Genomic DNA, 24043 nt, shown 5'->3' with positions numbered 1-24043 from the left:
GGGCAGGTCGGTGGGTAGTTGTTGGGCGGCGGGCCGTCTTAGGGGGATGTCCGGGGGCGGATCGGGGGGGTGGGCGGGGAGGTCGTGGTTGGTCAGTCGTGGGATAGGGATTCGACGATCGGGGTCTTGGCGGCTCGGTGGGCGGGGAGTAGGGCTGCGGCTATGCCGGAGGCGCCGGCCAGGGCTATGAAGGCCGCTACCTGGAGGTAGGGGACCGCGAAGACGGCGTTGTCGTCCATTGCGCGGGTGGCGGCCAGGCCGAAGGCTATGCCGAGGGTCACGCCCGTCAGGGCTCCTATGACGGCCATGACCAGGGCTTCTGTCGACAGCATCCGGCGGAGGCCGCGGCGGGTCAGGCCCAGGGCGCGCAGCAGGGCGGATTCGCGGGTGCGTTCCACGACCGACAGCGACAGGGTGTTCGCGATGCCGAAGAGGGCGATGACGATCGCGAGGCCGAGCAGGCCACCGAAGATCATCAGGACGACGTCGATGCTCTCGGTCATCTGCTTCTTCATCTCGGCGGCCGACGCGACCTCGACCGTCGGGTATCCGCTGGTCACGGCGTCGATGGCGCGGCGGGCGGCGGGCGGGGAGACGCCGTCGCGGATCTTGACGAAGACCCCCGAGGGCGCGACCGCGCCGAACGCGCGCGTGAAGTCCGCCTCGGTCATCAGGACGCCCGTCAGCACGCCGGCGGGCCGGTAGACGCCCGCGACGCGGAACGCGGCGGTGCCGTCGCGCCCGGCGAGGGTCGTCCGCGATCCGGCGCGCAGGCCGAGGTCCTTCGCGGTGGTCTCGTCCACGATGAGCGTGCCGGGATGGAACGCGGCGAGCGAGCCCGCCGTGAAGTCCGGTCTGACGAGGGTGCCGAGGGCGGGTGCGCCGAGCGCGTAGACCGTCCGGTCGGAGCCGCCGACGCGCGCGTCGCGTTCGCGGCCCTCGGCGACCGCGCCGAACTCCGGCCGGGCGCGCAGCTTCGCGGTGAGCCCGGCCGGGAACGCCGGGGTCCCGCCGTCGCGCAGGTGCCGGGCGTTGACCTGGAAGTCCATCGGGAAGTGCTCGTCGACCTGGCGGTTCGACGTCGCCTTGCCGCCCGCCGCGACGACCGCGAACAGCGTCATCAGACCGACGCCGACCGTCAGCGCGATCGTCGTCGTCGCGGTGCGGCGCGGGGAGCGGCGGGCGTTGGCGACGGCGAGCCGCCCCGTGACGCCGCCGACGCGCGCGGGCAGCGCCCCGACCGCACGGCCGAGCGGCCCGACGAGGACGGGCATCAGCGCGATCACCGCGAGGAAGAACAGCGCCCCGCCGCCCGCGACCGCGTACATCGCCGCCTCGCCGGGCGCCATGCCGACCGTCCCGAGCGCCGTCGCGGCCAGCCCCGCGCCGCCGAACACGACGATCAGCAGCACCCGCGCGACGCCCGGCCGGAACCGCCCGCCCGCCGGTTCCCGCTCCCCGCGCAGCGCGGCGACGGGCGCGACGCGGGTCGCCGCCGCGGCGGGCGCGACGGCCGCCGCGACCGTGACGACCAGCCCGACCGCGACCGCGACGAGCGCCGTCCGCGCGGTGACCACGACGTCCGACGGCGGCAGGTGCCCGCCCATCCCCCGGATCAGCGCGAGCGCGCCCGCGCCGAGGCCCGTCCCGGCGGCGAGCCCCACGGCGGACCCGACGAGCCCGACCACGGCCGCCTCCAGCAGGACGCTCCGGAACACCTGGCGGCGCGTCGCCCCGACGCAGCGCAGCAGCGCCATCTCGCGGGTCCGCTGCGCGATGAGGATCGAGAACGTGTTGTAGATGACCAGCGCGGACACCAGCATCGCGACCAGCGCGAACAGCAGCAGCCCGGCGCGCAGCACCTTGGTGTCGAGGCCGTTGGAGCGGGCGAGCAGCGCGCCGAGCGCGTCGCCGGTCATCGTCCGGTAGCCGGGGCCGACCGCCGCCGCGACGCCCGCGACGTCCCCGCCGACCGTGTCGATCTCCGCGTACCCGCGCGCGCCGGTGACGACGGGCGCGACGGCGGGCGTGAACCCGACCGCCCCGCGCCCGTTGACGCGCGAGTCCACGCCCGCGTCGAACACGCCGCTGAGCCGGAAGCGGCGCGGCCGGTCCTTCGGGTCCAGGACGGTGACGGTGTCGCCGACGCGGAACCCCTCCCGTTTCGCCGTCCACCCGTCGAGGACGGCCTCGTCCGGCGCGGCGGGCGCGCGGCCGTCCTCCATCCGGTAGCGCAGCAGCCGCCCGGACGGCATCGACAGCCCCGCCGCCGGCTCGCCGCGCAGGACGCGGCCGTTCTTCCCGACGAGCGGCGCGTCGCCGAACACGACGCCGTGCGCGTCCGCGACGCCCGGCGCGCGGCGGACGCGCTCCAGCAGGCCCGCCGGTAGTTCTTCCTTGCCCTGGGGCGGCAGTACCGCGACGTCCACCTTGTCGGCGGACCGGGCGAACGACGCGGCGACGCCCCGGTCGATCATGTCGGTGAGCACGAACGTCCCCGCGACGAACCCGACCCCGAGCGTGATCGCGACGACCGTGGACAGCAGCCGCAGCCGGTGCGCCGCCAGCCCCGCGAGCGTGGTCCTCAGCACCGGTCAGCCCTCCAGCGCGGCGAGGCGGTCGAGGACGGCGGCGGCGGTCGGGTCGGCCAGCTCGCCGACGACCGCGCCGTCGCGCAGGAAGACGACGCGGTCGGCGTACGCGGCGGCCACCGGGTCGTGCGTGACCATGACGATCGTCCGGCCCATCTCGCGGACGGACGCGCGCAGGAACGCCAGGACCTCCGCGCCCGACGCCGAGTCGAGGTTCCCCGTGGGCTCGTCCGCGAAGATCACCTCGGGCCGGGCGACGAGCGCGCGGGCGCACGCGACGCGCTGCTGCTGCCCGCCCGACAGCTCCGCCGGGCGGTGCCGGAGCCGGTCCCGCAGGCCGACGACGTCGACGATCCGGTCGAACCAGTCCCGGTCGACGCGGCGGCCCGCGAGTTCCAGCGGGAGCAGGATGTTCTGCTCGGCGGTCAGCGTCGGCAGCAGGTTGAACGCCTGGAAGACGAAGCCCAGGCGCTCGCGGCGCAGCAGGGTGAGCCGCCGGTCGTTCAGCGCGCCGAGGTCGGTGTCCCCGAGCACGACCCGGCCGCCGCCGACCGTGTCGAGCCCCGCCAGGCAATGCAGCAGCGTCGATTTTCCCGACCCCGACGGACCCATGATCGCGGTGAACTCCCCGGCCGCGAACGCGACGTCGACGCCGCGCAGCGCGTGGACGGTCGCGTCGCCTGACCCGTACGCCTTGGTCACCCCCTCCGCGCGGACGGCGGGGACGGGCGGCGCGGGCGCGGCCGCGGGCGGACTGGCATAGGCGCTGGTCACAGATGCTCCTAGCGATGGCTCGTGGACGTCCTCCACGCTAGGAATCCGCGGCCTTCCGAACATCGGCCGCGAAGCTCTGCTTCGGGTCGGCTTTCAGTCGTAACGGCGACCGCGCGTACGACTTGAGGTCTACCCTGCGATCAACCGTCCGGCCAAGCGGCGCAGCTCCGGGACGAGGTCGGGGAAGTCGCCGAGCCGGGCGCGCTTGAGCAGGCGGGCGATGACGGACATCTGGGCGTGGACGCCGTCCTGCGTGTCGAGGACGTGGGCGAACGTCGTGCGGACACGCGCGGCGGTCTCCGGTTCCAGGAGAGCGTGGCAGTACAGGGTGGCGGCGTCGTAGCCGACGAGGCCGCGTCCCCAGTGGTCCCAGTCGACCAGCCCGAACGGGTCGGCGAACACGTTGGCCCAGTGCAGATCGCCGTGGACGGTCTCCCAGCGCAGCGCGGCGGGGTCCACGTCCACGCCGAGGTGTTCGCGAATGCCGACGACGACCCGGCCGGACTCACAGCGGCCCCGGTCGGTGGGGACGCCCGCGAGCCGGTCGAGGGCATCGCGCAGGTCGTCCCACCACCTGTCCGGCAACGTCAGAGGCGCGCGCACCACATCGGTGGACGAGCAGGGACGGCCGGCCTGGCGGGTCATGACCTCCACGCGCAGTTTCCGCTGTCCGGGCGTGCCTTCGGAGACATGCAGAACGCGCGGCTTGGAAATGCCGTCGATCACGTTGCGTCAGTGTTGCCCGTCCACCATTCGCCGTGCGCCCATTTCACGTCCTCGGTCATCACGCGCACCCAGCGCGGGCCGTCGGCGCTCTCGGCCGGGACGCTCGCCGAACGGATGCGCCACCCGAAACACGGCGGCCCGCTCAACGTCAACCCGAATTCCTCGGCCGCCGCGTCGAGGATTTCGCAGAGCCACGCCCGGTACGCCGCGTCCGGCCCGCTGGTCACGGCGCGACGCCTCGATGCTCGGCCCATGTTTCGGACGCGTCCGCCATCGCGCTGATCCAGGATTCGCCGGGCCGCTGGAGGCGGAGCCAGCGGTGCAAGCGCGTGTACGCGGCGGCGAAGGCGTCGATTGCCCGTGAGTCCGCAACCCGCCACGCCGCGCAGTGACTCGCGTGAAGCTCTGCGGATTCCGGGCTGTGCCCGTGGACGATCAACTGGAAAGCAAAGCTCGCCGGAGTGATGAACGCCGCGCCGCGTGTCGGCCAGGACCAGCCCACCGCCCACGCGGTGCGAGCACCGACCATCAGGTTTCCAGGATGGGGATCGGTGTACAGCAGCCCGTCGCCCTTGAAGAGTTCCGCCTCTTCGGCGTCGGCCGCGAAGCGGTCCCATCGGCTTTCGCGCCAATCCCGTGCGACCTCGGGCAACTCAAGATTGGCGATGCGGTTGAACACGTCGATGACAGCGGGCAGATCGGCTGAGCCGGGAGCGAAATCCGATGACCGCCCATCGACGGCGTCGAACCCCAGCACGACCCAGTCGTCGTCCTCTGCCCTCCACCGCATCGCCGGAGCGACGGGCCGGATGAACGGGTTGATCGCTTCCTCTCGTAGAAGCGAGTCGAGCCGCCCACCGGGCCTGTTCCGCATCGCTTTCACGAAGAACGATCCATGTTCGGAGTCGATCAGCACCGTGGCATCGGAACTGTTGCCGCGGGCGGCGGTCGACGAAAACCTGATCTCATCGCCGACTCGGGCCTGGATCAAAGCCAACAGTCCTGCCGGTATTTCCTGGGCCACGGCGTCCACCTTTAGTAGCGCGGATTGCATCCGCTGTCCGGGTATCCCGGTTTGCACCAGTGATCCGGCTCGCAAATGTCGGGTTGGCAGATCCCCTGGCTAGCGGTGGAACGAATCGAGGCGCGGACCCGCTCCATCGCGGTGCCGCCAAGAATAGCGGCGAGAGACGTGTCATGGACGTTCCCGACGGCCATCCAGCCGGAGAAGACGCACGGCGACACGTCACCAGCCGGGCCGACGGACACCGCACCGTGGCCGCAGTTGCCGCAGAGTCCGGACGGGTCGGGTTCCCTGCCCCCCGAGGCGCGGCCGAACGGGCGGGCGTGGTCGAGGCCGATGCGCGTGACGCCGAGTGCTTCGAGTTCGCGGCGGGCCTCGGTGACGCGCTGGGCGTCGTCGGTGGCGATGATTCCGACGCGCAGCGGGATGCCGAAACTCACCGCCTTTTCGATGTTCGCCCGTGTTCTGGCGTGGCTCGGGCGGCCGGTGATCGCGTTGTGTTCGGCGGCCTGGTCTGAGTAGTAGGACGTCGCCAGTGAGATCCCGTCGCGTTGGAACAGACGCCACCATTCCGTGCTGACGTGGACGAGGTTGCTGTAGACCTCGACGTTGATTCCGAGGTCCAGGGCGTGGGCGACGAGGTTCGGTGCGTCGGGGTGCAGGGTCGGTTCGCCGCCGATGAACTGGACGGCGCGCACGCCGCAGGCGGCGGCCTGGTCCAGGACGGCGAGCCAGTCGCGTCTGGTCATGGTGCCGTGGCCGCCGTCCGGGCCGGACGAGTTGTAGCAGTGCGTGCAGGCGAGCTGGCACTTCCGGGTCAGGTCCAGCCAGAGGAATCGAGTGATCGGTAAACCCGCCGATGAGGACTTCGCGATCACTGTCATTACCGCCGCCCTTCTGAAGCTTTTTCGGACTACGGAGCGCTGTTCCGTGTCTCCGTTCCGCAGTTACCCGAGGGTCTAATCTGCACAGTGCAGATGCAAGAGCGTGGCCGGGATGGGTCAGGTTAGGTATTTGTTGCTTGGTGGGTCTTGCGGGGCCGGGACGGGTGGGGGAACGTCGAAGGTCCCGGCCCGTTCGAGGGGCCGGGACCTTCGGTCGGTCGAGTCACTAGGGGGTCACGCCAGGTCGAACCGCCCGCTCTTGATGCGCGCGGCGAGCGACGCCCACGTGTCGGGGGCGATGTGGAGGTGGGGGCCTTCGGGGTCCTTGCTGTCGCGGAGGGCCATGCCGGACGTGACGGCGGCCAGCTCGACGCACTCGTTGTGCTGCGAACTGCGGCTGCCCTTGCGCCACGCCGCCACCTCGACACAGTTGCCGTGCTGGCTGCTGCGGCTGCTCTTGCGCCAGCCGAGGTGGTAGGTGATCTCGTCCACGACTACCCGCGCTTCCTATCTCATGCGGCCGGTCCGGCCATCTCGTCCGCGACGCTCTCCAGCATCGCACGCGATTCCTCGGGACCGAGCGCCCGTGCCACGAGATGCTGGAACATGTCGTTGTACTCGGTGAGGTCGGGCGGATCTTCCAAGTACATCCCGCCCTTGCGGGACTGAACGTACACGACGTCGGGGTCGCGCGGTTCGGGGAAGCCGAGGACCGTAAAGGAGCCGTCCATCGCGGGATGCGCGCCTGCGGCGAAGGGCAGGACCTGGACGATGACCGGACCCGTCGGCGACGAGATCTCCGCGAGGTGGCGAAGCTGTTCGGCCATCACCTCCGGCCCGCCGACCTGCGTCCGGATGGCGCCTTCGCCGATGACCATCCAGAGCCTCGGCGCATCGGGCTCGCGGAGCTTCTCCTGCCGCTTCAGCCGAAGCTTGACCCACCTGTCCAGTTCCGCACCCGAGATCGGGTGCAGGTCGGCGGCCATGAGCCCGCGCATGTACCCCTCGGTCTGGAGAAGCCCCGGAACGAGTTCCGGTTCGTACGAGCGGACCTCGAAGGCCTCCTCCTCCAGGCCCACGTAGAACTTGAAGTAGTCCGGGATCGTGTCGCCATAGCGGGACCACCAGCCGCGCCGCCGGGCCTGGCGGGCGACGGTCACCCACATCTCCTTCTCGGCCCCGGAGACGCCGTAGAAGTCGAGCATCCCGGCGACGGTCATCACCGGCGGGGCCGCGGACGCGTTCTCGAAGCGGGTGATGGTCGAGGGCGCGACGCCGACGTGCTCGGCGACCGCGTCGCGGCTCTTGCCGGTCTCCCTGCGGAGCTTGGCGAGTTCGGCGGCCAGCCGCCGGCGGCGGACCGTGGGGCTCGTTCGACCGGTCATGGTTCGTACCTCCTCGTCACGATTGCCCACCAATGCGAACCGATTAATCTGCACCAGTGCAGATTAGACGGTTTACTTTCGGCCGCCTGGGGGGCACACTCTCAGAGTAGTCGCGCTCAACGCTCCGTGTCCGCCCGTCTGTCGCTTCCGCGTGGACTCGGCCGCCGAGTGCGCTTCGAGCCATCGTGTACCGCAGAAAGAAGGGGACGGGCGTTGAACCAAGAACTTTCCCGGCTCAACACCATTTGGCCGGAATGGTCATTTTGGCCGAGCCGACGCGGCGAACTGATCTGCGCCACCCGCCGCCGGTCGCTCAGCGACCGCGAACTGCGGCGCGGCCTGGCCGCCACGCTCGTCGCGAACGGCCCGGACGACCTCCTCGCCCAGCTCGAAGAGCAGGAGGCGATCCAGCGCATCCACGGCCCCCGCCCCGCCGCCGCACGCAGTTCCACGTCCAGCACCGCGCACAACCTGATGCCCAGCCCCGCGCGCGGCCCGGCATCCGACACCACGCACAGCCCCACCCACGGCCCGGCGCAGAGCCCCACGTCGAGCCCGGCCCGCGGCCCCGCGCCCGGAACCACGCACCACGTGGCGCAGGGCCCCGCGTACGGCCCGGCGCACAGCCCTGCGTCCATCACCGCGCACAGCCCGATGCGCGGCCCGGCGCAGACCCCCGCGTCCAGCCCGGCGCACAACCCCACGAACAGTCCAGCGCGGGGCCCGGCATCCGACACCACGCGCGGCACCACATCCAGCCCCACGCACAGCCCCACGCACAGCCCCACGCACAGCCCCGCATCCGGCCCCGTGTCCGGCCCCGTGTCCGGCCCCGTGTCCGGCCCCGTGTCCGGCACCGTGTCCGGCACCGTGTCCGGCACCGTGTCCGGCCCGGTGGGCGGCCCGGTGGGCGGCCCGGTGGGCGGCCCGGTGGGCGGCCGTCCGGCTCCGGGCGCGGCCCGGCGGTCCGGGCCGGCCTGAGCCGGACTCCCGCCCACCGCGAGCCCCGCGACCGTTTCACCCGCCCGGGGCTCCGACGCCAGACCTCCCGTACGCCCGCCGCAGGGCGGCCGACCGTCCCGCGGCCCGAGACAGGAACTCCGGTGCTCTCCTCCCCCCAACCGCAACCCCCCGTCGCGGCGACCGCCCGGCAGGGCCTCGTTCCGTACATCGCGTCGTGGTCCTCGGAACGGTTCCTCCCGTGCGAACTCGTCGTCCGCGGGGGACGGCTCGGCTACGCCGACGAGACCGCGCTGGACCGCGACCGGCACGGCGTGCTGTGGACTCGCATGTCCGTCAGCCCCGGGCGCGGGCGGCCCGACTTCGGACGCGTCCACCTCCTGCGGCAGCGCCGCGCCATGAACCGCAGGCTCTGCCAGGTCTGCGCCGCGCCGTGCGACGAATCGGCCCTGTGGCTGCTCTCGACGCGGGAGTACGAGGATGACCCGTGGCCCGCCCCGATCAGCACCGGCCACCCGCCGGTCTGCCCCGGATGCGCCCGGCGGTCGGTGGCGGCCTGCCCGCACCTGCGCGGCGGGTACGTCGCCGTCCGCGCCCGCCGCGCCGTCATCGGCGGGGTCTTCGGCACGCTCTACCGGCCTGGCCGTTCCACCATCGAGCAGGACGAGGCCGTCGCGGTCGAGTACGACGACCCCCGGACCCGCTGGATGCGCGCCGCGCAGATCCTCATGCGGCTGGACGACTACACGGTCGTGTCCCTCGACCCCGGCTGAGCGTCCGGCCCGGCATCCGAACGCGCCCCGCGACGCGGCAACCCGAACCCGGCGAGCGGCCCGCACGGCAACCCGAACCCGGCGGACGCCCCGCACAGCAACCCGAACACGGCGGACGCCCCGCACAGCAACCCGAACACGGCGGACGCTTCGCACAACAACCCGAACACGGCGGACGCCCCACACAGCAACCCGAACACGGCAGGGCGTGCGACACGACACGTCCAGGGCGTGTCTCAAAGTGCCCCAGCCACAGCGCGAGTGCGTTGACTGGGCGGTGAAGCGACGCCGGAGGAGAGCTTCACCGCCCAGATCGCGGAGCGATACCGCAAGGCCCGGTGAGGTCCGAGCCGCCAGGCGAGGGCCGTGGGCCGGGACTTTGAAACACCGCCCGACACGGCAGACTCCGCACGGCCGCCGCCGCGCCGTCCGCCGCCGGCCCGGCGGAATCAGCCGCGCCGCGCGGCCCCGGCCGCCGCCGGGCTGTCGAAGCGGAGGGGCGATCAGTCCCGGCGGACCGGCCGTCCGGTCTTCACCAGGCCCGTCTCGTAGGCGAGGACGACGGCCTGGACGCGGTCGCGCAGCCCCAGCTTGGTGAACAGCCGCCCCATGTGCGTCTTCACCGTCGCCTCCGACAGATGCAGGCTCGCGGCGACCTCCGCGTTGGACAGCCCGCGCGCGACGAGCAGCAGCACGTCGCGCTCCCGGCCGGTGAGGCTGTCGAGGGCGTCGGCCGCCCGGTCCCGCTCGTCGGGCAGGTGGACGGCGAAGCGGTCCAGCAGGCGGCGGGTCGTGCTCGGCGCGACCACCGCGTCGCCGGAGTGGACGGCCCGGATCGCCGCGATGAGCTGCCCGGGACCGGCGTCCTTCAGCAGGAATCCCGCCGCGCCCGCCTTGATGGCGGAGAACGCGTACTCGTCCATGTCGAACGTCGTCAGGATGATCACGCGCGGGCCGTCGCCGGACTCGGCCAGCCGCCGGGTCGCCTCGATGCCGTCGACGCGCGGCATCCGCACGTCCATCAGCACGACATCGGCGGGCGTCCCGGCGAGCAGCCGCAGCGCGGCCGCGCCGTCGCCCGCCTCGCCGACGACCTCGATGTCCTCCTGGGCGTCCAGGACCATCCGGAACCCCGTCCGGACGAGCTCCTGATCGTCCACCAGCACCACCCGGATCACCGGGCCTCCCCTCCGCTCAGCGCGGCGGCCGCACCCGTGGGCACCCGCGCGACCACCTCGAACCCGCCCCCGGCGCGCGGCCCGGCGCGCACCTCCCCGCCGTACACCCCGACCCGCTCGCGCATGCCGTGCAGGCCGTGCCCGCGCCCGTCGTCGGCGGCCGCCGCGCCCCGGCCGTCGTCGCGGACCTCGACGCGGACCTCGCCCGGCCGGTAGTCCAGCCGCACGTCGGCGGACGCGCGGGGGCCGCCGTGCTTGAGCGTGTTGGTCAGCGCCTCCTGGACGATCCGGTACACGGTGAGCTGCCGCCCCTCCGGCAGCGCCGGGCGCTCCCCGACGACCTCGACCGACACCGGCAGCCCCGCCTCCCGCACCTGGTCGACGAGGTCGCCGAGGTCGGCGAGGCCCGGCTGCGGCGCGTACGCGGACACGTCGTCGTCCTCGCGGAGCACGCCGAGCAGCCGCCGCATCTCCCCCAGCGCCGTCCGCCCCGTCTCGGAGATCGCCGCGAGCGCCTGCCGCGCGCGGGCCGGGTCGGCGTCGAGCGCGTAGGCGGCCCCGTCCGCCTGGACGACGATCACGCTGACGTTGTGCGCGACGACGTCGTGCATCTCGCGGGCGATCCGCGCCCGCTCCCCCGCCCGCGCCGTGCGCAGCTCGTTCTCCCGCTCGCGTTCCAGCCGGGCGGCGCGGTCCTCCACCGACCGCAGGTACTCGCGGCGCGTCCGCATGTGGACGGCGAGCAGCCAGATCCCGAAGTTCGTCCCGGCGAACATCAGCAGCGGGTCGCGCATGTCCTTCCACCCGCCGGTCCAGAGCTGCGCCACCTCCATCACCGCGCCGAGCTGCGCGACCGCCAGCGCCGACATCCCCCACCGCGGCGGGCAGGACGCCGTGACGGTGTAGAGCCCGACGAGCACCGCGATGTTCGCCGGGATCAGATCAACGTGCAGGCACCACTGCGCCAGCGAGACCAGCGCGACGACCGCGAACGTCGCGCGCGGCCACCGCCGCCGCCACACCATCGGCAGCAGCGATCCCGCGCTGAGCAGGACGTACAGCGGCGCGACCACCGGATGCGGCCGCGAGTCGGTGATCAGCCCCGCCTGGGTGGTGGACAGCAGGGCCACCGGTGTCAGGAACGCGGCGTCGACCAGCGCGGGATGCCGCCGCCACCAGTCCCAGAACCTCCTGACCATGCCCGTCAGCCTATGTTCCGGCCGATCGGGGCTGGATCGGCCGTGAGGCTGACGGGCGTTCCCCCTTGAGGATTACCCGGCGCGCGATACCGTCCCTGGCGTGGCGGTCTGGGAGACGTGGCGGGACGCGATGGAGCGGGCGCTGTACGGCGACGGGGGCTTCTACCGGCGCGGGGAGCGGCCCGGTGAGCACTTCCGGACGTCCGTCCACGCCTCGCCGCGGTTCGCCGCCGCGCTCGCGACGCTGCTGGCCGACGTGGACGCCGCGCTCGGCCGCCCCGACCGGCTCGACGTCGTGGACATCGGGGCGGGCTCGGGCGAGCTGCTGGTCAACCTGCTCGACCGCGTCCCCGCCGAACTGGCCGGGCGGCTCGTCCCGGTCGCGGTGGAGGTCGCGCCGCGCCCGGCGGGACTGCCGGAGCGGATCGCGTGGCTGCCCGCGCCGCCGGAGCGCGTCACCGGACTCGTCGTCGCGAACGAGTGGCTGGACAACGTCCCGCTCGACGTCGTGGAGCAGACCCCGGACGGGCCGCGGAAAGTCCTCGTAGAAGCGCGTACCGGTGCGGAGCGCGCCGGGCCGGAGCCGTCCGCCGACGAACTGGAGTGGCTGGAGCGCTGGTGGCCGCTGCGCGAACCCGGCGACCGCGCCGAGGTCGGCGATCCGCGCTGCGCCGCGTGGGCCAGCGTCGTCGCGCGGCTCGACCGGGGCCTGGCGGTCGCCGTCGACTACGCGCACCGCGCCGGGGAACGGCCCGTCTACGGCACGCTGACCGGCTACCGGGACGGCGCGACCGTCCCGCCGGTCCCGGACGGGTCCTGCGACGTCACCGCGCACGTCGCGCTGGACGCCTGCCAGGTCGCGGGCGAGCGCGCGGGCGCGACCGCGAGCCTGCTCACGACGCAGCGGGACGTCCTGCGCGCGCTCGGCCTGTCCGGATCGCGCCCGCCGCTGGACCTCGCCCACCGCGACCCGCGCGGCTACCTCGCGGCGCTGTGCGCGGCCGGGGAGGACGCCGAGCTGACCGATCCGGGCGGCCTCGGCGGGTTCGGGTGGCTCGCCCAGGCGGTCGGGACGGAGCTGCCGCCCGTCCTGGCCGCCCTCGCCTAGGGCGCGTTGGACGGGTCCGCCGCGAGTCGGCCGAGCGATTCCACCATCGCGCGCGCCTCCCCGGCCGCCCGGTCGGCGGCGCGGACCCGGATCGGCCCGGACGGCGCGTCCACGTGGACGGTCGCCAGGCCCAGCACGCGCTGCACCGGGTTCACCGTCAGCCGGACGCTCTGCGCGCGGACGTGCGGGATCACGTCGGTGCGCCGCGACGGCCAGCCGCGCCGCGACACGAACAGGACGCCGTCCGCGCCCGCCCCGTGCGGGTGGTCCAGCGACAGCGCCACCGACGCGGGCGGGACGAGCGGGATCGCGTCCACGTCCCGCTCCATGAACAGCAGCCGGACGAGTCCCATGCACACCGCGCGCGGCGCGACCGGCAGCAGCACCGACGACAGCGCCTGCCGCTCGCCCGCGTACCCGGCGACGGTGATCTCCAGCCGCGCCCAGCCGAGGCTGCGCCACAGCGCGGGCTCGACGATCCCGACCGCCTGGACGCGGCCGGGCGGCAGCGTCTGCGTCCGCGTCTCCAGCAGGCCGTAGCGGAGCCGCAGGCCCTCCGGCGAGACGGCGACGCGGAACCCGGCGTACATCACGGCCGGGGCGACGACGTCGCGGATCAGTGCGAGCAGCGCCGGGACGGTCACCGCGAGCAGCGCGGGCTCCCCGGCGAACACCATGAAGACCAGCGATCCGACGAACAGCAGGAACGTCGCCATCACCGGGATGCGCATGAGCAGCGAGCCGAGCAGCGAGCCGTAGCGGACGCGCCAGAAATGCCGTTCCGGCATGTGCGGCGCCTGGCTGGGCTTTCCGGACGCGAGCGACAGCAGCTCGTTGCGCAGATCCTCGCCCGCGTCGCGGCCGAGGAAGCGCAGGGCGATGCCGGTCTGCTCGCCGCCCGCCGCCTCCACGCGGACCTCGCTGAGCCGGAAGACGCGGGTGACCAGCGGCCGGACGACGTCCACGGCCTGCAGGCGCGTCAGCGGGACGCTGCGGGTCCGTTTGCGCAGCAGGCCCGTCACGACGACGAAGTCGTCTCCCTCGACGCGGAACCGCACCGACAGCCAGCCCCACAGGCCCGCGCCGATCGCGACGAGCGCCATGACACCGGTGACGGCCGCGAATCGCATGAGCCGCGTCGCGCCGTCCGCGGACCCGCTCAACAACAGCGGAAACCCGAGCAGCACAAGGTAGATGAGGAGAATCCCGGCGGCCCGCAACGGCGCGGTGGCCCAATGCGGCCGATGAGTCCCGACCGAGAACCGGACCGGCACCCGAGGCGCGGACGGCGCATAAGGGAACCCCGCGCCGGGCGGCGGCCCGTAAGCCTGCGGCGGAAAGAGCCCCGCGTAAGGCGGCGAGACGAACCCCCGAGGCGCCACCCCCCGAACCGGCCCTCCGGGCACGGGCTGCGCAGGCCCCGGCATAACCGCACCCCCAGGCCCGTACGCCTGCCCCGGCACGGGTCCAGGCGCGGGTCCAAGCCCGGGTCCAGGCGCGGGGCCGAACGCGGGGCCGAACGCAGGCCCGTACGCCTGCCCGGACACGGGCCCGGACCCTGGGCCGGGGCCGGGCTGCTGGAACGCGCCGGGCGGCGGGACGGGCGGGCGCGCGTACGGCTGCGCGGGCGCCCCCGACCCCCAACCCTGCGGCCCCGGCCCACCGGGCGGCGGGACGGGCCCGCCCCGCTCCGGCGGATAAGGCCGCGGCCGATATCCACCCGCGCTATATCCCGACACCGGATACCCCGCCGACGGATGCGGAGCCCGTGGTGGACCCGCAGGCTGCGCAGGCGGATACGGCGCGGCCTGAAACCCGGACGCGTACGGTCCGGACGGCTCGGCCCCGGACGGATACGGCCCGGCAGGCTGCGGCGGACCCGCGCGCTCAGGCGGCGCGGGCGTCGGCGCGGCCCACCCACCCGGCAACGGCCCCGCCGCACCACCCTGCGACGGCCCCGACTGAGCAGCCCCCTGAGACACGTCCGGCACGGCTGCGTCGGGCCGCTCGTCGGCTGCAAGCCCTGGCACAGGCCCAGAGCCCGCGCCCGGAAACCCCGGCGTGGACCCGGCGGTGGACGACGCGTCCGGTCCGGCGACCCCGGCCTCCGGCGCAGGCCCGGAACCCACACCTGGAAGCTCGGGCGCAGGACCGTCCTCGGGCGGCAGGCCGGGAGGCGGCGCGGGGTCGTTCTCGGAGTCCGGGTTCGGGTGGTTCGGGGTCATGGCCACAGTCCCTGGGGGCCGCGGTTCGCGAGGCGGTCGCGGAGTTCGGCGGCCTGCGCCGCGGGCAGCGAGGGGATGCGGGCGTCCGTCGCGGCGGCGGCCGTGTGGAGGCGCACGGTCGCGACCCGCGTCCAGCGGTCCACGAGCCCCGCCGTGACGTCCACGAACTGCATCCGCGCGTACGGCACGACGACGAGCCGCCGCACGAAGACGCCGTGCGTGAGGACCAGGTCGTCGTCGCGTTCGGCGTAGCCGTAGGACCGCCGGGTGAGTTCCGCCACGGTCCAGACGGCGGCGAGCGCGACGAGCACGATGGCGACGAGCACGGCCGCGCCGACCGCCCCGCCGTTGCGCCAGCCCGCGAGACCGCCCGCGACGGCGCACGGCACCGCCCACAGCGTCGCCGACAGGCCGCGCGACCAGGTGTGGCGCGGGGAGATGCGCGACCAGTCCCGCCCGTCGCCGAGCGCGAAGGCCGATGCCGCCGGGGCGGCGGCCGGAGGCGGCGATTCGACCCCCTGCGCGGGCATCGCCGTGGGTTGCGGTGGTTCGCCGTGTGTTGCGTTCATTGCCCCCTAGTCAACCGGAAAAGCCGCACGCCCCGCCATGAGACGATGGCGACCGCCGCGCGCGGACGCGCGGCGGGGCACCGACATGGGCGGCTATCAGGGGCGGGCGCAGTGGAGACTCGACCATGACGACGGAACGGATCGTCGGTATCGGCGCGGGCGCGCTGGCCGAGAAGGACGACGGCCTGGCCACCGAGGACATGGTCCTCAACATCGGCCCCCAGCACCCGTCCACGCACGGCGTGCTGCGGCTGCGCCTGGTCCTCGACGGCGAGCGCATCACGAGCGCCGAGCCGATCGTCGGCTACATGCACCGGGGCGCGGAGAAGCTGTTCGAGGCCCGCGACTTCCGCCAGATCATCGTGCTGGCGAACCGCCACGACTGGCTGTCCGCGTTCTCCAGCGAGCTGGGCGTCGTCCTGGCGGTGGAGCGGATGCTCGGCATGGAGGTCCCCGAGCGCGCCACCTGGACGCGGACGCTGCTGGCGGAGCTGAACCGCGTCCTGAACCACCTGATGTTCCTCGGCTCGTATCCGCTGGAGGTCGGCGCGATCACGCCGATCTTCTACGCGTTCCGCGAGCGCGAGGCCCTCCAGGCGGTGATGGAAGAAGTCTCCGGCGGCCGGATGCACTACATGTTCAACCGCGTCGGCGGCCTCAAGGAGGAGCTGCCCGCCGGGTGGACGGTCCGCGCCCGCACGGCGGTGGCCCAGGTCAGGTCGCGCATGAGCGACATCGACGACCTCATCATGGGCAACGAGATCTTCCGCGCCCGCACGCGCGGCGTCGGCGTCCTCACCCGCGAGCAGATCCTGCAGTACGGCGTCTCCGGCCCGATCGCCCGCGCGTCCGGCGTGGACTTCGACCTGCGCCGCGACGAGCCGTACCTGGCGTACGGCGAACTCGACACCCGCGTCGTCACCCGCGGCGAGGGCGACTGCCTGGCCCGCTTCGAGTGCCTGCTGGAGCAGGTCCACGCCTCCCTCGACCTCGCCGACGCCTGCCTGGACCGGCTCGCGGACCTGCCGCCCGGCCCGATCAACCAGCGGCTCCCGAAGGTGCTCAAGGTCCCCGAGGGCGCCACGTACGCGTGGACGGAGAACCCGCTCGGCCTGAACGGCTACTACCTGGTGTCGCGCGGCGAGAAGACGCCGTGGCGGATGAAGCTGCGCTCGGCGTCGTTCAACAACATCCAGGTGCTGTCGGAGATGCTGCCGGGCACGCTGATCGCGGACATGGTCGCGATCCTCGGCTCGATGTTCTTCGTCGTCGGCGACATCGACAAGTAGGTCAGGCCCGCGAGGCCCCGTGGCTCCGGTGCTCCTCGTCGGGGTCCTTGGGGACGCGGCACGCGTACTCCAGGAAGTACGCCGCGCCGACCAGCGCCAGCGCGGCCAGTCCCGTCCCGCCCGCGACGAAGAAGTCGTGCCGCGGCGTGGGCTTGTCGAGGTCCCCCGCGAGCACCGCCGCGAACCCGCCGAACACCCCGGCGAGGACCGCGGCGGCGTGGACGCTCGCCTTCGCCAGCGCCGCCATCCGCGCGACGACCAGCGGCTCCACCGGCCGCGTCCCCGGCTTGCGCCGGATGCGCCGCAGGATGTTCCAGCCGGTGAAGCCCTCGCCGAGCGCGAGCAGCAGCAGCGTCGGGACGGCCGTCCACGGCAGCGGCGGCAGCGTCGTGTACGCGCTGTGGAGCACGGCCCAGGTGATCACGCCGACCACGACGACCAGGCCGGCGACGGAGAGCGGACGCGTCGGTTTCATGCAGGCGGCTGCAGGCTCAGGTCGTCGCGGCGGGTGACGGCGGACGCGCCGCCCTCGGCGGCCTTCGCGGCGGCCAGGTCGGCGACGCGGCCGTGCCCGGGCAGCTCCGCGTCCGGCTCGACGTCCGCCCACGGCACGAGCACGAACGCCCGCTCGTGCGCGCGCGGATGCGGCAGCGTCAGGTCCGGGTCGGCGCTCGCGACGTCGCCGAACGCGACGATGTCGATGTCCAGGGTGCGCGGCCCCCACCGGACCTCGCGGACCCGCTTCATCGACGTCTCGATGTTCAGCACCCGCTCCAGCAGGCTCTCCGGCGCGAGCCGCGTGTCGGCGGTGACGACGAGGTTGAGGTAGTCGCCCTGCTCGGGCAGGTCCGCGCCGGGCGGCGCGTAGGGGGCGGTCTCGTAGACGGGGGACAGCGCGGCGAAGTCGAGTCCGGGGGCGTCGAACAGGGCGTCCACGGCCTCCTGGAGGTTGTCCAGGCGGTCACCGAGGTTGCTGCCGAGCGACAGGACGACGTGCTGCGCGACGATCATGTGCCCGCCGGTGACGGTGCGGTCGGACGCTGTCATAGGCGACTCCTCCTGATCTTCACGGCCACGTCCGCGAAGGGGTGCGGCACGGGGGCGCTCGGCTTGTGGACGACGACCTCCGCCGCCTCCACCACCGGCTCTGCCAGGCAGATCCCCGCGAGTCGTTCCGCCAGCGTCTCCAGGAGGTCGACCGGGTCCTCCTCGACGGCCGCGACGAGCCGCCCCGCGAGTGATCCGTAGTCGACCGTACGCGACAAATCGTCCGCCGCGGCGGCGGGGCGCGTGTCGAGCGTCAGCGACACGTCGACGACGAACTCCTGCCCCAGTTCGCGCTCGGCGGGCAGCACGCCGTGCCGGCCCCGCGCCCGCAGTCCGCGCAGCTCGATGCGGTCGTCGCTCATTCTTCCTCTGGGGTGCCGAGGATCGGTGATCCGTGGTGGACGAGCAGCCGCCACCGGCCGCCCGACCGGACGAACAGGTTGGTCGCCACGATGCTGCCGCCCGCCAGGAACCCCGCGCCGCCCGCGTCGTCCTCGTCGGCGGTCAGCGTGTTCTCCTTGCAGGTGACGACCGCGTGGTCGCCGTAGACGTCGCAGGCGACGTCGGTCAGGACGAACTGGATGTACGTCGTGTTCGCCATGATCAGCGCCCACGACCGCAGCACCTCGTCGCGGCCGCGCAGCAGCGGCCAGCCCGGATGGACGCAGCTCACGCCCGCCGCGAACGCGCCGTCCGCCCAGACGTCGCCCATCCGGTCGAGGTCGCCCGCCTCGAACGCCGCGTAGTACTCGGCGTTGGCCTCCTCCGGACCGTCAGCCACGCGGCTCCCCTCCGTCGGACCCGGGCCCCGCGCCGCGCGCGGCCCGCACCGCCGCGGCGATCCGCACCGCGTCGGCGTTCGGCGCGACGCGGTGGACCCGCACGCACCACGCGCCCGCCGCGGCGGCGAGCGCGGTGACGGCGACGGTCGCGTCGTCGCTGCCCGCGAAGGGGCGCGGCGTGCCGTCCGACCCGGCCAGCAGCTTCCCGAGGAACCGCTTGCGCGACGCCCCGACGAGCACGGGATGGCCGGTGCCGGTCAGCGCCTCCAGATGCGCGATCAGCGCCCAGTTGTCGAGCGAGGCCGGGTTCTTCGCGAACCCCAGCCCGGGGTCGAGCACGATCATCGACGGGTCGACGCCCTCGCCCAGCAGCGCGTCCACCCTGCGCAGCAGCTCGTCGCGGACCTCGCGCACCACGTCGGCGTACACGGCCCGCGAGTACATGTCGTGGCTATGCCCGCGCCAGTGCATCACCACGTACGGGACGCGCGCGGCGGCGACGACCCGCGCCATCGCCGGGTCCGCGAGGCCGCCGCTGACGTCGTTGACGAGCCGCGCGCCCGCCCCGACCGCCGCCTCCGCGACCTCCGCGCGCATCGTGTCCACGCTGACCGGGACGCCGTCGGCCGCGAGCGCCGACACGACCGGCACGACCCGCCGCAGCTCCTCCTCCAGCGTGACGCGCTGCGCGCCCGGCCGGGTGGACTCGCCGCCGACGTCCACGACGTCCGCGCCCGCCGCGACCAGGTCGAGGCCGTGCCCGATCGCCTTGTCCCGGTCGAACCAGGAACCGCCGTCGGAGAACGAGTCGGGCGTCACGTTGACCACGCCCATCACGAGACAACGCCCCGGAGCGGGCATCTCGGGTACAACGGCACTGGTCATGGCATCAAGCCTAAGCCCCGCCGGGCCGCCCGGGGGACCGGCCGCTCAGCGGCCGAGGATCAGGCTCATCGCCTCCGCACGCGTCTCGGCGTGGTCGCGGAAGTCGCCGCGCACCGCGGACGTGACGGTCCGCGCGCCGGGCTTGCGCACGCCGCGCATCGTCATGCACAGGTGCTCGGCCTCGATGACGACGATCACGCCGCGCGGCTCCAGGATGCGCATGACCGCGTCGGCGACCTGGCTGGTCAGGCGCTCCTGCACCTGCGGCCGCCGCGCGAACACGTCCACCAGCCGGGCGAGCTTGGACAGCCCGGTGACCTGCCCGGTCTTGTTCGGCGTGTACCCGACGTGCGCCATCCCGTGGAAGGGGACGAGGTGGTGCTCGCATACTGAGTACAACTCGATGTCCTTCACCAGGACCATCTCGTCGTGGTCGGCCTCGAAGACCTTGTTCAGGACGTCCTCGGGCCGCTGCCGCAGCCCCGCGAACTGCTCGGCGTACGCGCGGGCGACGCGGGACGGGGTGTCGCGCAGCCCGTCGCGGTCGGGGTCCTCCCCGATCGCGAACAGGATCTCGCGGACGGCGCGCTCGATGCGCTCGTGGTCGACGGGCGCCGCGGCGGGGTCCGGGGGGACCGCCGCCGCGGCGTACGCGTCGTGCTCGTTCGGCAACGGATCAGCTCTCGCCCGAGGGCTGCTCGCCGCCCGGCTGCTCCCCGTCGCCGCTCTGCCCGTTGCTCTTGGACAGGTTCGGGACGTCCTGCGGGCCGAGGAGCGCCATCTCCTTGGCGGTCAGGATCGGGGGGCGGTCGGAGGGGAGGCGCTTGCCGTAGCCGGTGTAGGAGTTCTGGTGGGGGCGCTTGTTGATCGGAGCGAAGATCTGGAGGACCTGCTCCTTGGACAGCGTCTCCTTCTCCATCAGGTTGACGACGAGGTCGTCCAGGACGTCCCGGTACTCGACCAGGATCTCCCAGGCGGTGTCGTGCGCCGACTCGATGAGGCGGCGGACCTCGTCGTCGATCGCGGACGCGATGTCCTCGGAGTAGTCGCGCTCGTGGCCCATCTCGCGGCCGAGGAACACCTCGCCCTGCCCGGACCCGAACTTGCGCGCGCCGAGCCGCTCGCTCATGCCGTACTCGGTGACCATGTTGCGGGCGATCGACGTGGCCTTCTCGATGTCGTTGGCCGCACCGGTCGTCGGCTCGTGGAACACCAGCTCCTCGGCCGTCCGCCCGCCGAGCAGCATCGCGAGCTGGTCGGCCATCTCCGAGCGGGTGGTGAGGAACTTGTCCTCCATCGGGAGGGTCATCGTGTACCCGAGGGCGCGGCCGCGCGGCAGGATCGTCACCTTGTGGACGGGGTCGGAGTTCGGCAGCGCGTGCGCCACGAGGGCGTGGCCGCCCTCGTGGTAGGCGATGATCTTCTTCTCCTTCTCCGACATCACGCGGGTCTTGCGCTCGGGCCCGGCCATCACGCGGTCGATGGACTCCTCGAGGGTCTCCATGTCGATCAGCTTGCGGTCGAACCGGGCGGTGAGCAGCGCGGCCTCGTTGATGACGTTGGCGAGGTCCGCGCCGGTGAAGCCGGGGGTGCGGCGCGCGATGACGTCGAGGTCGACGTCCGGCGCGAACGGCTTGCCGCGGCCGTGGACGCGCAGGATGCCCTTGCGGCCCTCCAGGTCGGGGCGGTCGACGGTGACCTGCCGGTCGAACCGGCCGGGGCGCAGCAGCGCCGGGTCGAGGATGTCGGGCCGGTTCGTCGCGGCGATGAGGATCACGCCGCCCTTGACGTCGAAGCCGTCCATCTCGACCAGGAGCTGGTTGAGCGTCTGCTCGCGCTCGTCGTGGCCGCCGCCCAGGCCCGCGCCGCGGTGCCGGCCGACGGCGTCGATCTCGTCGATGAAGATGATCGACGGGGCGTTGGCCTTGGCCTGCTCGAACAGGTCGCGGACGCGGGACGCGCCGACGCCGACGAACATCTCGACGAAGTCCGAGCCGGAGATCGAGTAGAACGGCACACCCGCCTCACCCGCGACCGCGCGGGCCAGCAGGGTCTTGCCGGTGCCGGGCGGGCCGAACAGCAGCACGCCCTTGGGGATCTTGGCGCCGATCGACTGGAACTTGGCGGGGTTCTGGAGGAAGTCCTTGATCTCCTCGAGCTCCTCCAGCGCCTCCTCGGCGCCCGCCACGTCGGCGAAGGTGGTCTTCGGGGTGTCCTTGGTGATCAGTTTCGCCTTGGACTTGCCGAAGTTCATCACCCGTGAGCCGCCGCCCTGCATCTGGTTCATGATGAACAGGAAGATCAGCACGATGACGACGATGGGCAAGAGACTGAACAGCAGGCTCATGAAGACGCTCTGCTTGGGCACGTCGACGTTGTAGCCGCCGGGCAGCTTGCCCTGGTTGTACTGCTGCTGGAGCTGCTGCTGGAGCTGGACGCCCTGCCCGTCGACCCACGACGCCTGCTGCCGCGTCTTGTCGGCGTTGTTGAGGGTGACCTCGATCTTCTGGTCCTTGTCCACGATCTTGGCCGAATGTACCTGGCCCGCGTTGATCTCCTGGACGACCTTGGAGGTGTCGGTCTGGTCGTAGGAACGACCCGGGTTGACGCTCCACATGACGAGGGCGACCATGAGGCCGAACAGCAGGATCCACAGCAGCGGCCCGCGGAAATAGCGCTTCACGTCCATGTATCCGGTCACCCCTCGCGGGGAGGCCCGTCCCTCCTGACCAACGTGTGTTTGGGGTTCCTCGCCCGCCGTGCGGGCTAGGTCCACTGCGGACCCTGGCCGGTCCCCTTCGGTCCCGGTGCGGCCCCCCGGACCGCGGGGTCCGGGATATCGACGGTACACCGCCTAATACAGAGGACGCAGCCAGCGCCGATCCCCTGATCCGTTGGATATACCCATCAGCCACCTTTGCAACGATCCGTGGTGACCTGTTGTTCCCTGTACCGGGTCCGGGAGGCCGCGCCGGGCGGTTCGCGTTGGGCGAACGTCACATTTCGCCCGGCGCGCGCCGGTTCAGCCCGCGGACCCGCCGTACACGTGCGGCGCGAGGGTGCCCACGAACGGAAGGTTGCGGTACTTCTCGCCGTAGTCGAGCCCGTACCCCACGACGAACTCGTTGGGGATGTCGAAGCCGAGGTAGCGGCAGTCGATCTCGGTCTTCACCGCCTCCGGCTTGCGCAGCAGCGCGCAGATCTCCAGCGACTCCGGTCCGCGCGACAGCAGGTTGCTGATCAGCCACGACAGCGTGAGTCCGGAGTCGATGATGTCCTCCACGATGAGGACGTGGCGGCCGGAGATGTCGGTGTCCAGGTCCTTCAGAATCCGCACGACGCCGGACGACTTGGTGCCCGACCCGTACGACGACACCGCCATCCAGTCCATCGACGCGGGCGTGTGCAGCGCCCGCGCCAGGTCCGCCATCACCATGACCGCGCCCTTCAGGACGCCGACGAGCAGCAGATCCCTGCCCGCGTAGTCCGCGTCGATCTGCGCGGCAAGCTCGCGGACCTTCTCCTGCAGCCGGGCCTCGCTGATCAGCACTTCGGCCAGGTCCGAACCCAGGTCCTTCTCGTCCACGACTCCACCCTCCCGGGAGACGGACGCGCCGGCGGGGGCGCGCCGGGGAAAGGGGGTCAGCCCTTTCCGAACAGCAGCCTGCCGCGCGTCCGGCGCGCGCCGACCCGGCCGGGCAGATCGACGTGACGCTGCCCGTGCCAGGCCGTGACCAGGCGATCCACGGCGTCGATGTGGACCGCCGCGAGCGTACCCGGTGGGCAGCCCGCCTCGACCGCCGCGTACCGCAGAGCGCGGGTGCGGACGGCGCGGGGCAGGGCGGCGAGGACGGCGGCGTCCAGGCCCTCGCCGCCCTCGGACGCGGCGGCGAGGGCTCGGCGGGCCTGCTCGTCCAACGCGTCGGCGTCGTCGCGCAGGAGGCGGGCGGTGCGGGCCAGGGCCTCGGTGATCCCGGGGCCCAGCGCCTTCTCCAGCGCGGGCAGCGCGTCGTGGCGGACGCGGACCCGGGTGTACGAGCGGTCGTCGTTGTGGGGGTCGTCCCACGGGGTCAGGTCCTGCGCGCGGCAGGCGGCGCGGGTGGCGGCGCGCGGCAGGTCCAGCAGCGGGCGGCGGTACCGGACGCCGCCGCGCGCGAACTCCGGCGGCATCCCGGCGAGCGAGCGAGCGCCCGAGCCGCGCGCGAGGCCGAGCAGGACGGTCTCGGCCTGGTCGTCGCGGGTGTGGCCGAGCAGGACGGCGGACGCGCCGAGCCGCGCGGCGGCCGCGTCGAGCGCGGCGTAGCGGGCGTCGCGGGCGGCGTTCTCGGGGCCGCCCGCCTCGGTGCCGGACGGGACGGTCACGGCGACGGACTCGACGGGGTCCAGGCCGAGGCCGGTGAGCGTCGCGACGACGGCGGCGGCGCGGTCGGCGGAGCCGTCCTGCAGTCCGTGGTCGACGGTGACGCCGCCCGCGGGGCGTCCGGCGCGGCGCGCCTCGAACGCGAGCGCGGCGGCGAGCGCGAGGGAGTCCGCGCCGCCGCTGCACGCGACGAGCACGGGCGCGTCCGGGGCCAGCCCGTCCAGCGCCGCGCGCACCGCGTTCCGCAGCGCCGCGACGACCGGCTCAGGCCCCACGGCGCACGA

The 24043-nt window shown here is 73.3% G+C and carries 25 protein-coding genes; 4 read left to right on the top strand and 21 right to left on the bottom strand.

Features of this window, described 5'->3' with window-relative positions:
- Nucleotides 1-92: 92 nt before the first annotated feature.
- The 8 genes from G339_RS0115455 to G339_RS0115425 form a co-directional block, all read right to left on the bottom strand.
- A complete protein-coding gene (locus tag G339_RS0115455; RefSeq protein ID WP_019631988.1) occupies nucleotides 93-2591 on the bottom strand; it encodes an ABC transporter permease in 2499 nt (832 codons plus the stop codon).
- A gap of 3 nt (nucleotides 2592-2594) precedes the next feature.
- A complete protein-coding gene (locus tag G339_RS0115450; RefSeq protein WP_019631987.1) occupies nucleotides 2595-3365 on the bottom strand; it encodes an ABC transporter ATP-binding protein in 771 nt (256 codons plus the stop codon).
- A gap of 129 nt (nucleotides 3366-3494) precedes the next feature.
- Nucleotides 3495-4091: a hypothetical protein gene (locus G339_RS36145; RefSeq protein ID WP_019631986.1), complete on the bottom strand. Its 597-nt coding sequence runs from the start codon at nucleotides 4089-4091 to the stop codon at nucleotides 3495-3497.
- Nucleotides 4088-4318, bottom strand: coding sequence for a hypothetical protein (locus tag G339_RS39845; protein WP_019631985.1), 231 nt, complete (start codon nucleotides 4316-4318; stop codon nucleotides 4088-4090). The genes G339_RS36145 and G339_RS39845 overlap by 4 nt, the downstream gene beginning before the upstream one ends.
- On the bottom strand, nucleotides 4315-5115 hold the full coding sequence (locus G339_RS0115440) for a hypothetical protein (protein WP_019631984.1): 801 nt from the start codon (nucleotides 5113-5115) through the stop codon (nucleotides 4315-4317). Before G339_RS0115440 ends, G339_RS39845 begins: the two co-directional genes overlap by 4 nt.
- An 11-nt stretch (nucleotides 5116-5126) precedes the next feature.
- Nucleotides 5127-5999, bottom strand: coding sequence for a radical SAM/SPASM domain-containing protein (locus tag G339_RS0115435; RefSeq protein ID WP_019631983.1), 873 nt, complete (start codon nucleotides 5997-5999; stop codon nucleotides 5127-5129).
- 234 nt (nucleotides 6000-6233) lie between these two features.
- On the bottom strand, nucleotides 6234-6491 hold the full coding sequence (locus G339_RS0115430) for a DUF397 domain-containing protein (RefSeq protein WP_019631982.1): 258 nt from the start codon (nucleotides 6489-6491) through the stop codon (nucleotides 6234-6236).
- A gap of 20 nt (nucleotides 6492-6511) precedes the next feature.
- The gene (locus G339_RS0115425) at nucleotides 6512-7384 is read right to left on the bottom strand and encodes a helix-turn-helix domain-containing protein (protein WP_019631981.1); all 873 of its coding nucleotides are present in this window, start codon (nucleotides 7382-7384) and stop codon (nucleotides 6512-6514) included.
- 213 nt (nucleotides 7385-7597) lie between these two features.
- Between G339_RS0115425 and G339_RS38800 the strand changes: the two genes are divergently transcribed.
- Both G339_RS38800 and G339_RS0115415 read left to right on the top strand, forming a co-directional pair.
- Complete coding sequence (locus tag G339_RS38800; RefSeq protein WP_157407683.1) at nucleotides 7598-8365, top strand: hypothetical protein; 768 nt, start codon at nucleotides 7598-7600, stop codon at nucleotides 8363-8365.
- 122 nt (nucleotides 8366-8487) lie between these two features.
- Nucleotides 8488-9117: a hypothetical protein gene (locus G339_RS0115415; protein WP_019631979.1), complete on the top strand. Its 630-nt coding sequence runs from the start codon at nucleotides 8488-8490 to the stop codon at nucleotides 9115-9117.
- Between the two features lie 503 nt (nucleotides 9118-9620).
- On the opposite strand, the gene G339_RS0115405 is transcribed toward G339_RS0115415, so the two are convergent.
- Both G339_RS0115405 and G339_RS33835 read right to left on the bottom strand, forming a co-directional pair.
- On the bottom strand, nucleotides 9621-10295 hold the full coding sequence (locus tag G339_RS0115405) for a response regulator (RefSeq protein WP_019631977.1): 675 nt from the start codon (nucleotides 10293-10295) through the stop codon (nucleotides 9621-9623).
- Nucleotides 10292-11494: a sensor histidine kinase gene (locus G339_RS33835; RefSeq protein WP_019631976.1), complete on the bottom strand. Its 1203-nt coding sequence runs from the start codon at nucleotides 11492-11494 to the stop codon at nucleotides 10292-10294. The genes G339_RS0115405 and G339_RS33835 overlap by 4 nt, the downstream gene beginning before the upstream one ends.
- Before the next feature lie 100 nt (nucleotides 11495-11594).
- Between G339_RS33835 and G339_RS0115395 the strand changes: the two genes are divergently transcribed.
- Nucleotides 11595-12602 (top strand): SAM-dependent methyltransferase, encoded by a 1008-nt coding sequence (locus G339_RS0115395; RefSeq protein WP_019631975.1) that lies wholly within the window; start codon nucleotides 11595-11597, stop codon nucleotides 12600-12602.
- Here the strand turns inward: G339_RS0115395 and G339_RS33830 are convergent.
- Nucleotides 12599-13732, bottom strand: coding sequence for a PH domain-containing protein (locus tag G339_RS33830; RefSeq protein ID WP_240489820.1), 1134 nt, complete (start codon nucleotides 13730-13732; stop codon nucleotides 12599-12601). The two genes, G339_RS0115395 and G339_RS33830, sit on opposite strands and share 4 nt — an antisense overlap.
- 1091 nt (nucleotides 13733-14823) lie before the next feature.
- Entirely contained in the window at nucleotides 14824-15357 is a 534-nt protein-coding gene (locus tag G339_RS0115385; protein ID WP_019631973.1) for a PH domain-containing protein, read from the bottom strand.
- A 164-nt stretch (nucleotides 15358-15521) separates the two neighbouring features.
- Here G339_RS0115385 and G339_RS0115380 point away from each other — a divergent pair, with 164 nt between their 5' ends.
- A complete protein-coding gene (locus G339_RS0115380) occupies nucleotides 15522-16685 on the top strand; it encodes an NADH-quinone oxidoreductase subunit D (RefSeq protein WP_019631972.1) in 1164 nt (387 codons plus the stop codon).
- Nucleotide 16686: 1 nt separating this feature from the next.
- On the opposite strand, the gene G339_RS0115375 is transcribed toward G339_RS0115380, so the two are convergent.
- From G339_RS0115375 to tilS, 9 genes are all read right to left on the bottom strand, one after another.
- On the bottom strand, nucleotides 16687-17160 hold the full coding sequence (locus G339_RS0115375; protein WP_019631971.1) for a DUF3180 domain-containing protein: 474 nt from the start codon (nucleotides 17158-17160) through the stop codon (nucleotides 16687-16689).
- A complete protein-coding gene (gene folK / locus G339_RS0115370; RefSeq protein WP_019631970.1) occupies nucleotides 17157-17732 on the bottom strand; it encodes a 2-amino-4-hydroxy-6-hydroxymethyldihydropteridine diphosphokinase in 576 nt (191 codons plus the stop codon). The genes G339_RS0115375 and folK overlap by 4 nt, the downstream gene beginning before the upstream one ends.
- Nucleotides 17729-18094 carry a dihydroneopterin aldolase gene (gene folB / locus G339_RS0115365; protein ID WP_019631969.1) on the bottom strand — a complete coding sequence of 122 codons (366 nt, stop codon included), beginning with the start codon at nucleotides 18092-18094 and terminating at the stop codon, nucleotides 17729-17731. Before folB ends, folK begins: the two co-directional genes overlap by 4 nt.
- On the bottom strand, nucleotides 18091-18513 hold the full coding sequence (locus tag G339_RS0115360; protein WP_019631968.1) for a nuclear transport factor 2 family protein: 423 nt from the start codon (nucleotides 18511-18513) through the stop codon (nucleotides 18091-18093). The genes folB and G339_RS0115360 overlap by 4 nt, the downstream gene beginning before the upstream one ends.
- A complete protein-coding gene (gene folP, locus G339_RS33825; RefSeq protein ID WP_169514738.1) occupies nucleotides 18506-19399 on the bottom strand; it encodes a dihydropteroate synthase in 894 nt (297 codons plus the stop codon). Before folP ends, G339_RS0115360 begins: the two co-directional genes overlap by 8 nt.
- A 45-nt stretch (nucleotides 19400-19444) precedes the next feature.
- A complete protein-coding gene (gene folE / locus G339_RS0115350) occupies nucleotides 19445-20071 on the bottom strand; it encodes a GTP cyclohydrolase I FolE (RefSeq protein ID WP_019631966.1) in 627 nt (208 codons plus the stop codon).
- A gap of 4 nt (nucleotides 20072-20075) precedes the next feature.
- A complete protein-coding gene (ftsH, locus tag G339_RS0115345) occupies nucleotides 20076-22088 on the bottom strand; it encodes an ATP-dependent zinc metalloprotease FtsH (protein ID WP_033323109.1) in 2013 nt (670 codons plus the stop codon).
- Between the two features lie 333 nt (nucleotides 22089-22421).
- Nucleotides 22422-22985 (bottom strand): hypoxanthine phosphoribosyltransferase, encoded by a 564-nt coding sequence (gene hpt, locus G339_RS0115340; RefSeq protein ID WP_019631964.1) that lies wholly within the window; start codon nucleotides 22983-22985, stop codon nucleotides 22422-22424.
- Nucleotides 22986-23041: 56 nt separating this feature from the next.
- On the bottom strand, nucleotides 23042-24034 hold the full coding sequence (gene tilS / locus G339_RS0115335; RefSeq protein WP_026341469.1) for a tRNA lysidine(34) synthetase TilS: 993 nt from the start codon (nucleotides 24032-24034) through the stop codon (nucleotides 23042-23044).
- Nucleotides 24035-24043 lie beyond the last annotated feature (9 nt).

This window comes from Actinomadura atramentaria DSM 43919, from assembly GCF_000381885.1.
Classification (GTDB): Bacteria; Actinomycetota; Actinomycetes; order Streptosporangiales; family Streptosporangiaceae; genus Spirillospora; species Spirillospora atramentaria.
The sequence above is the reverse complement of the archived record's forward strand: the minus strand, read 5'-3'. Positions and strand labels throughout refer to the sequence as shown.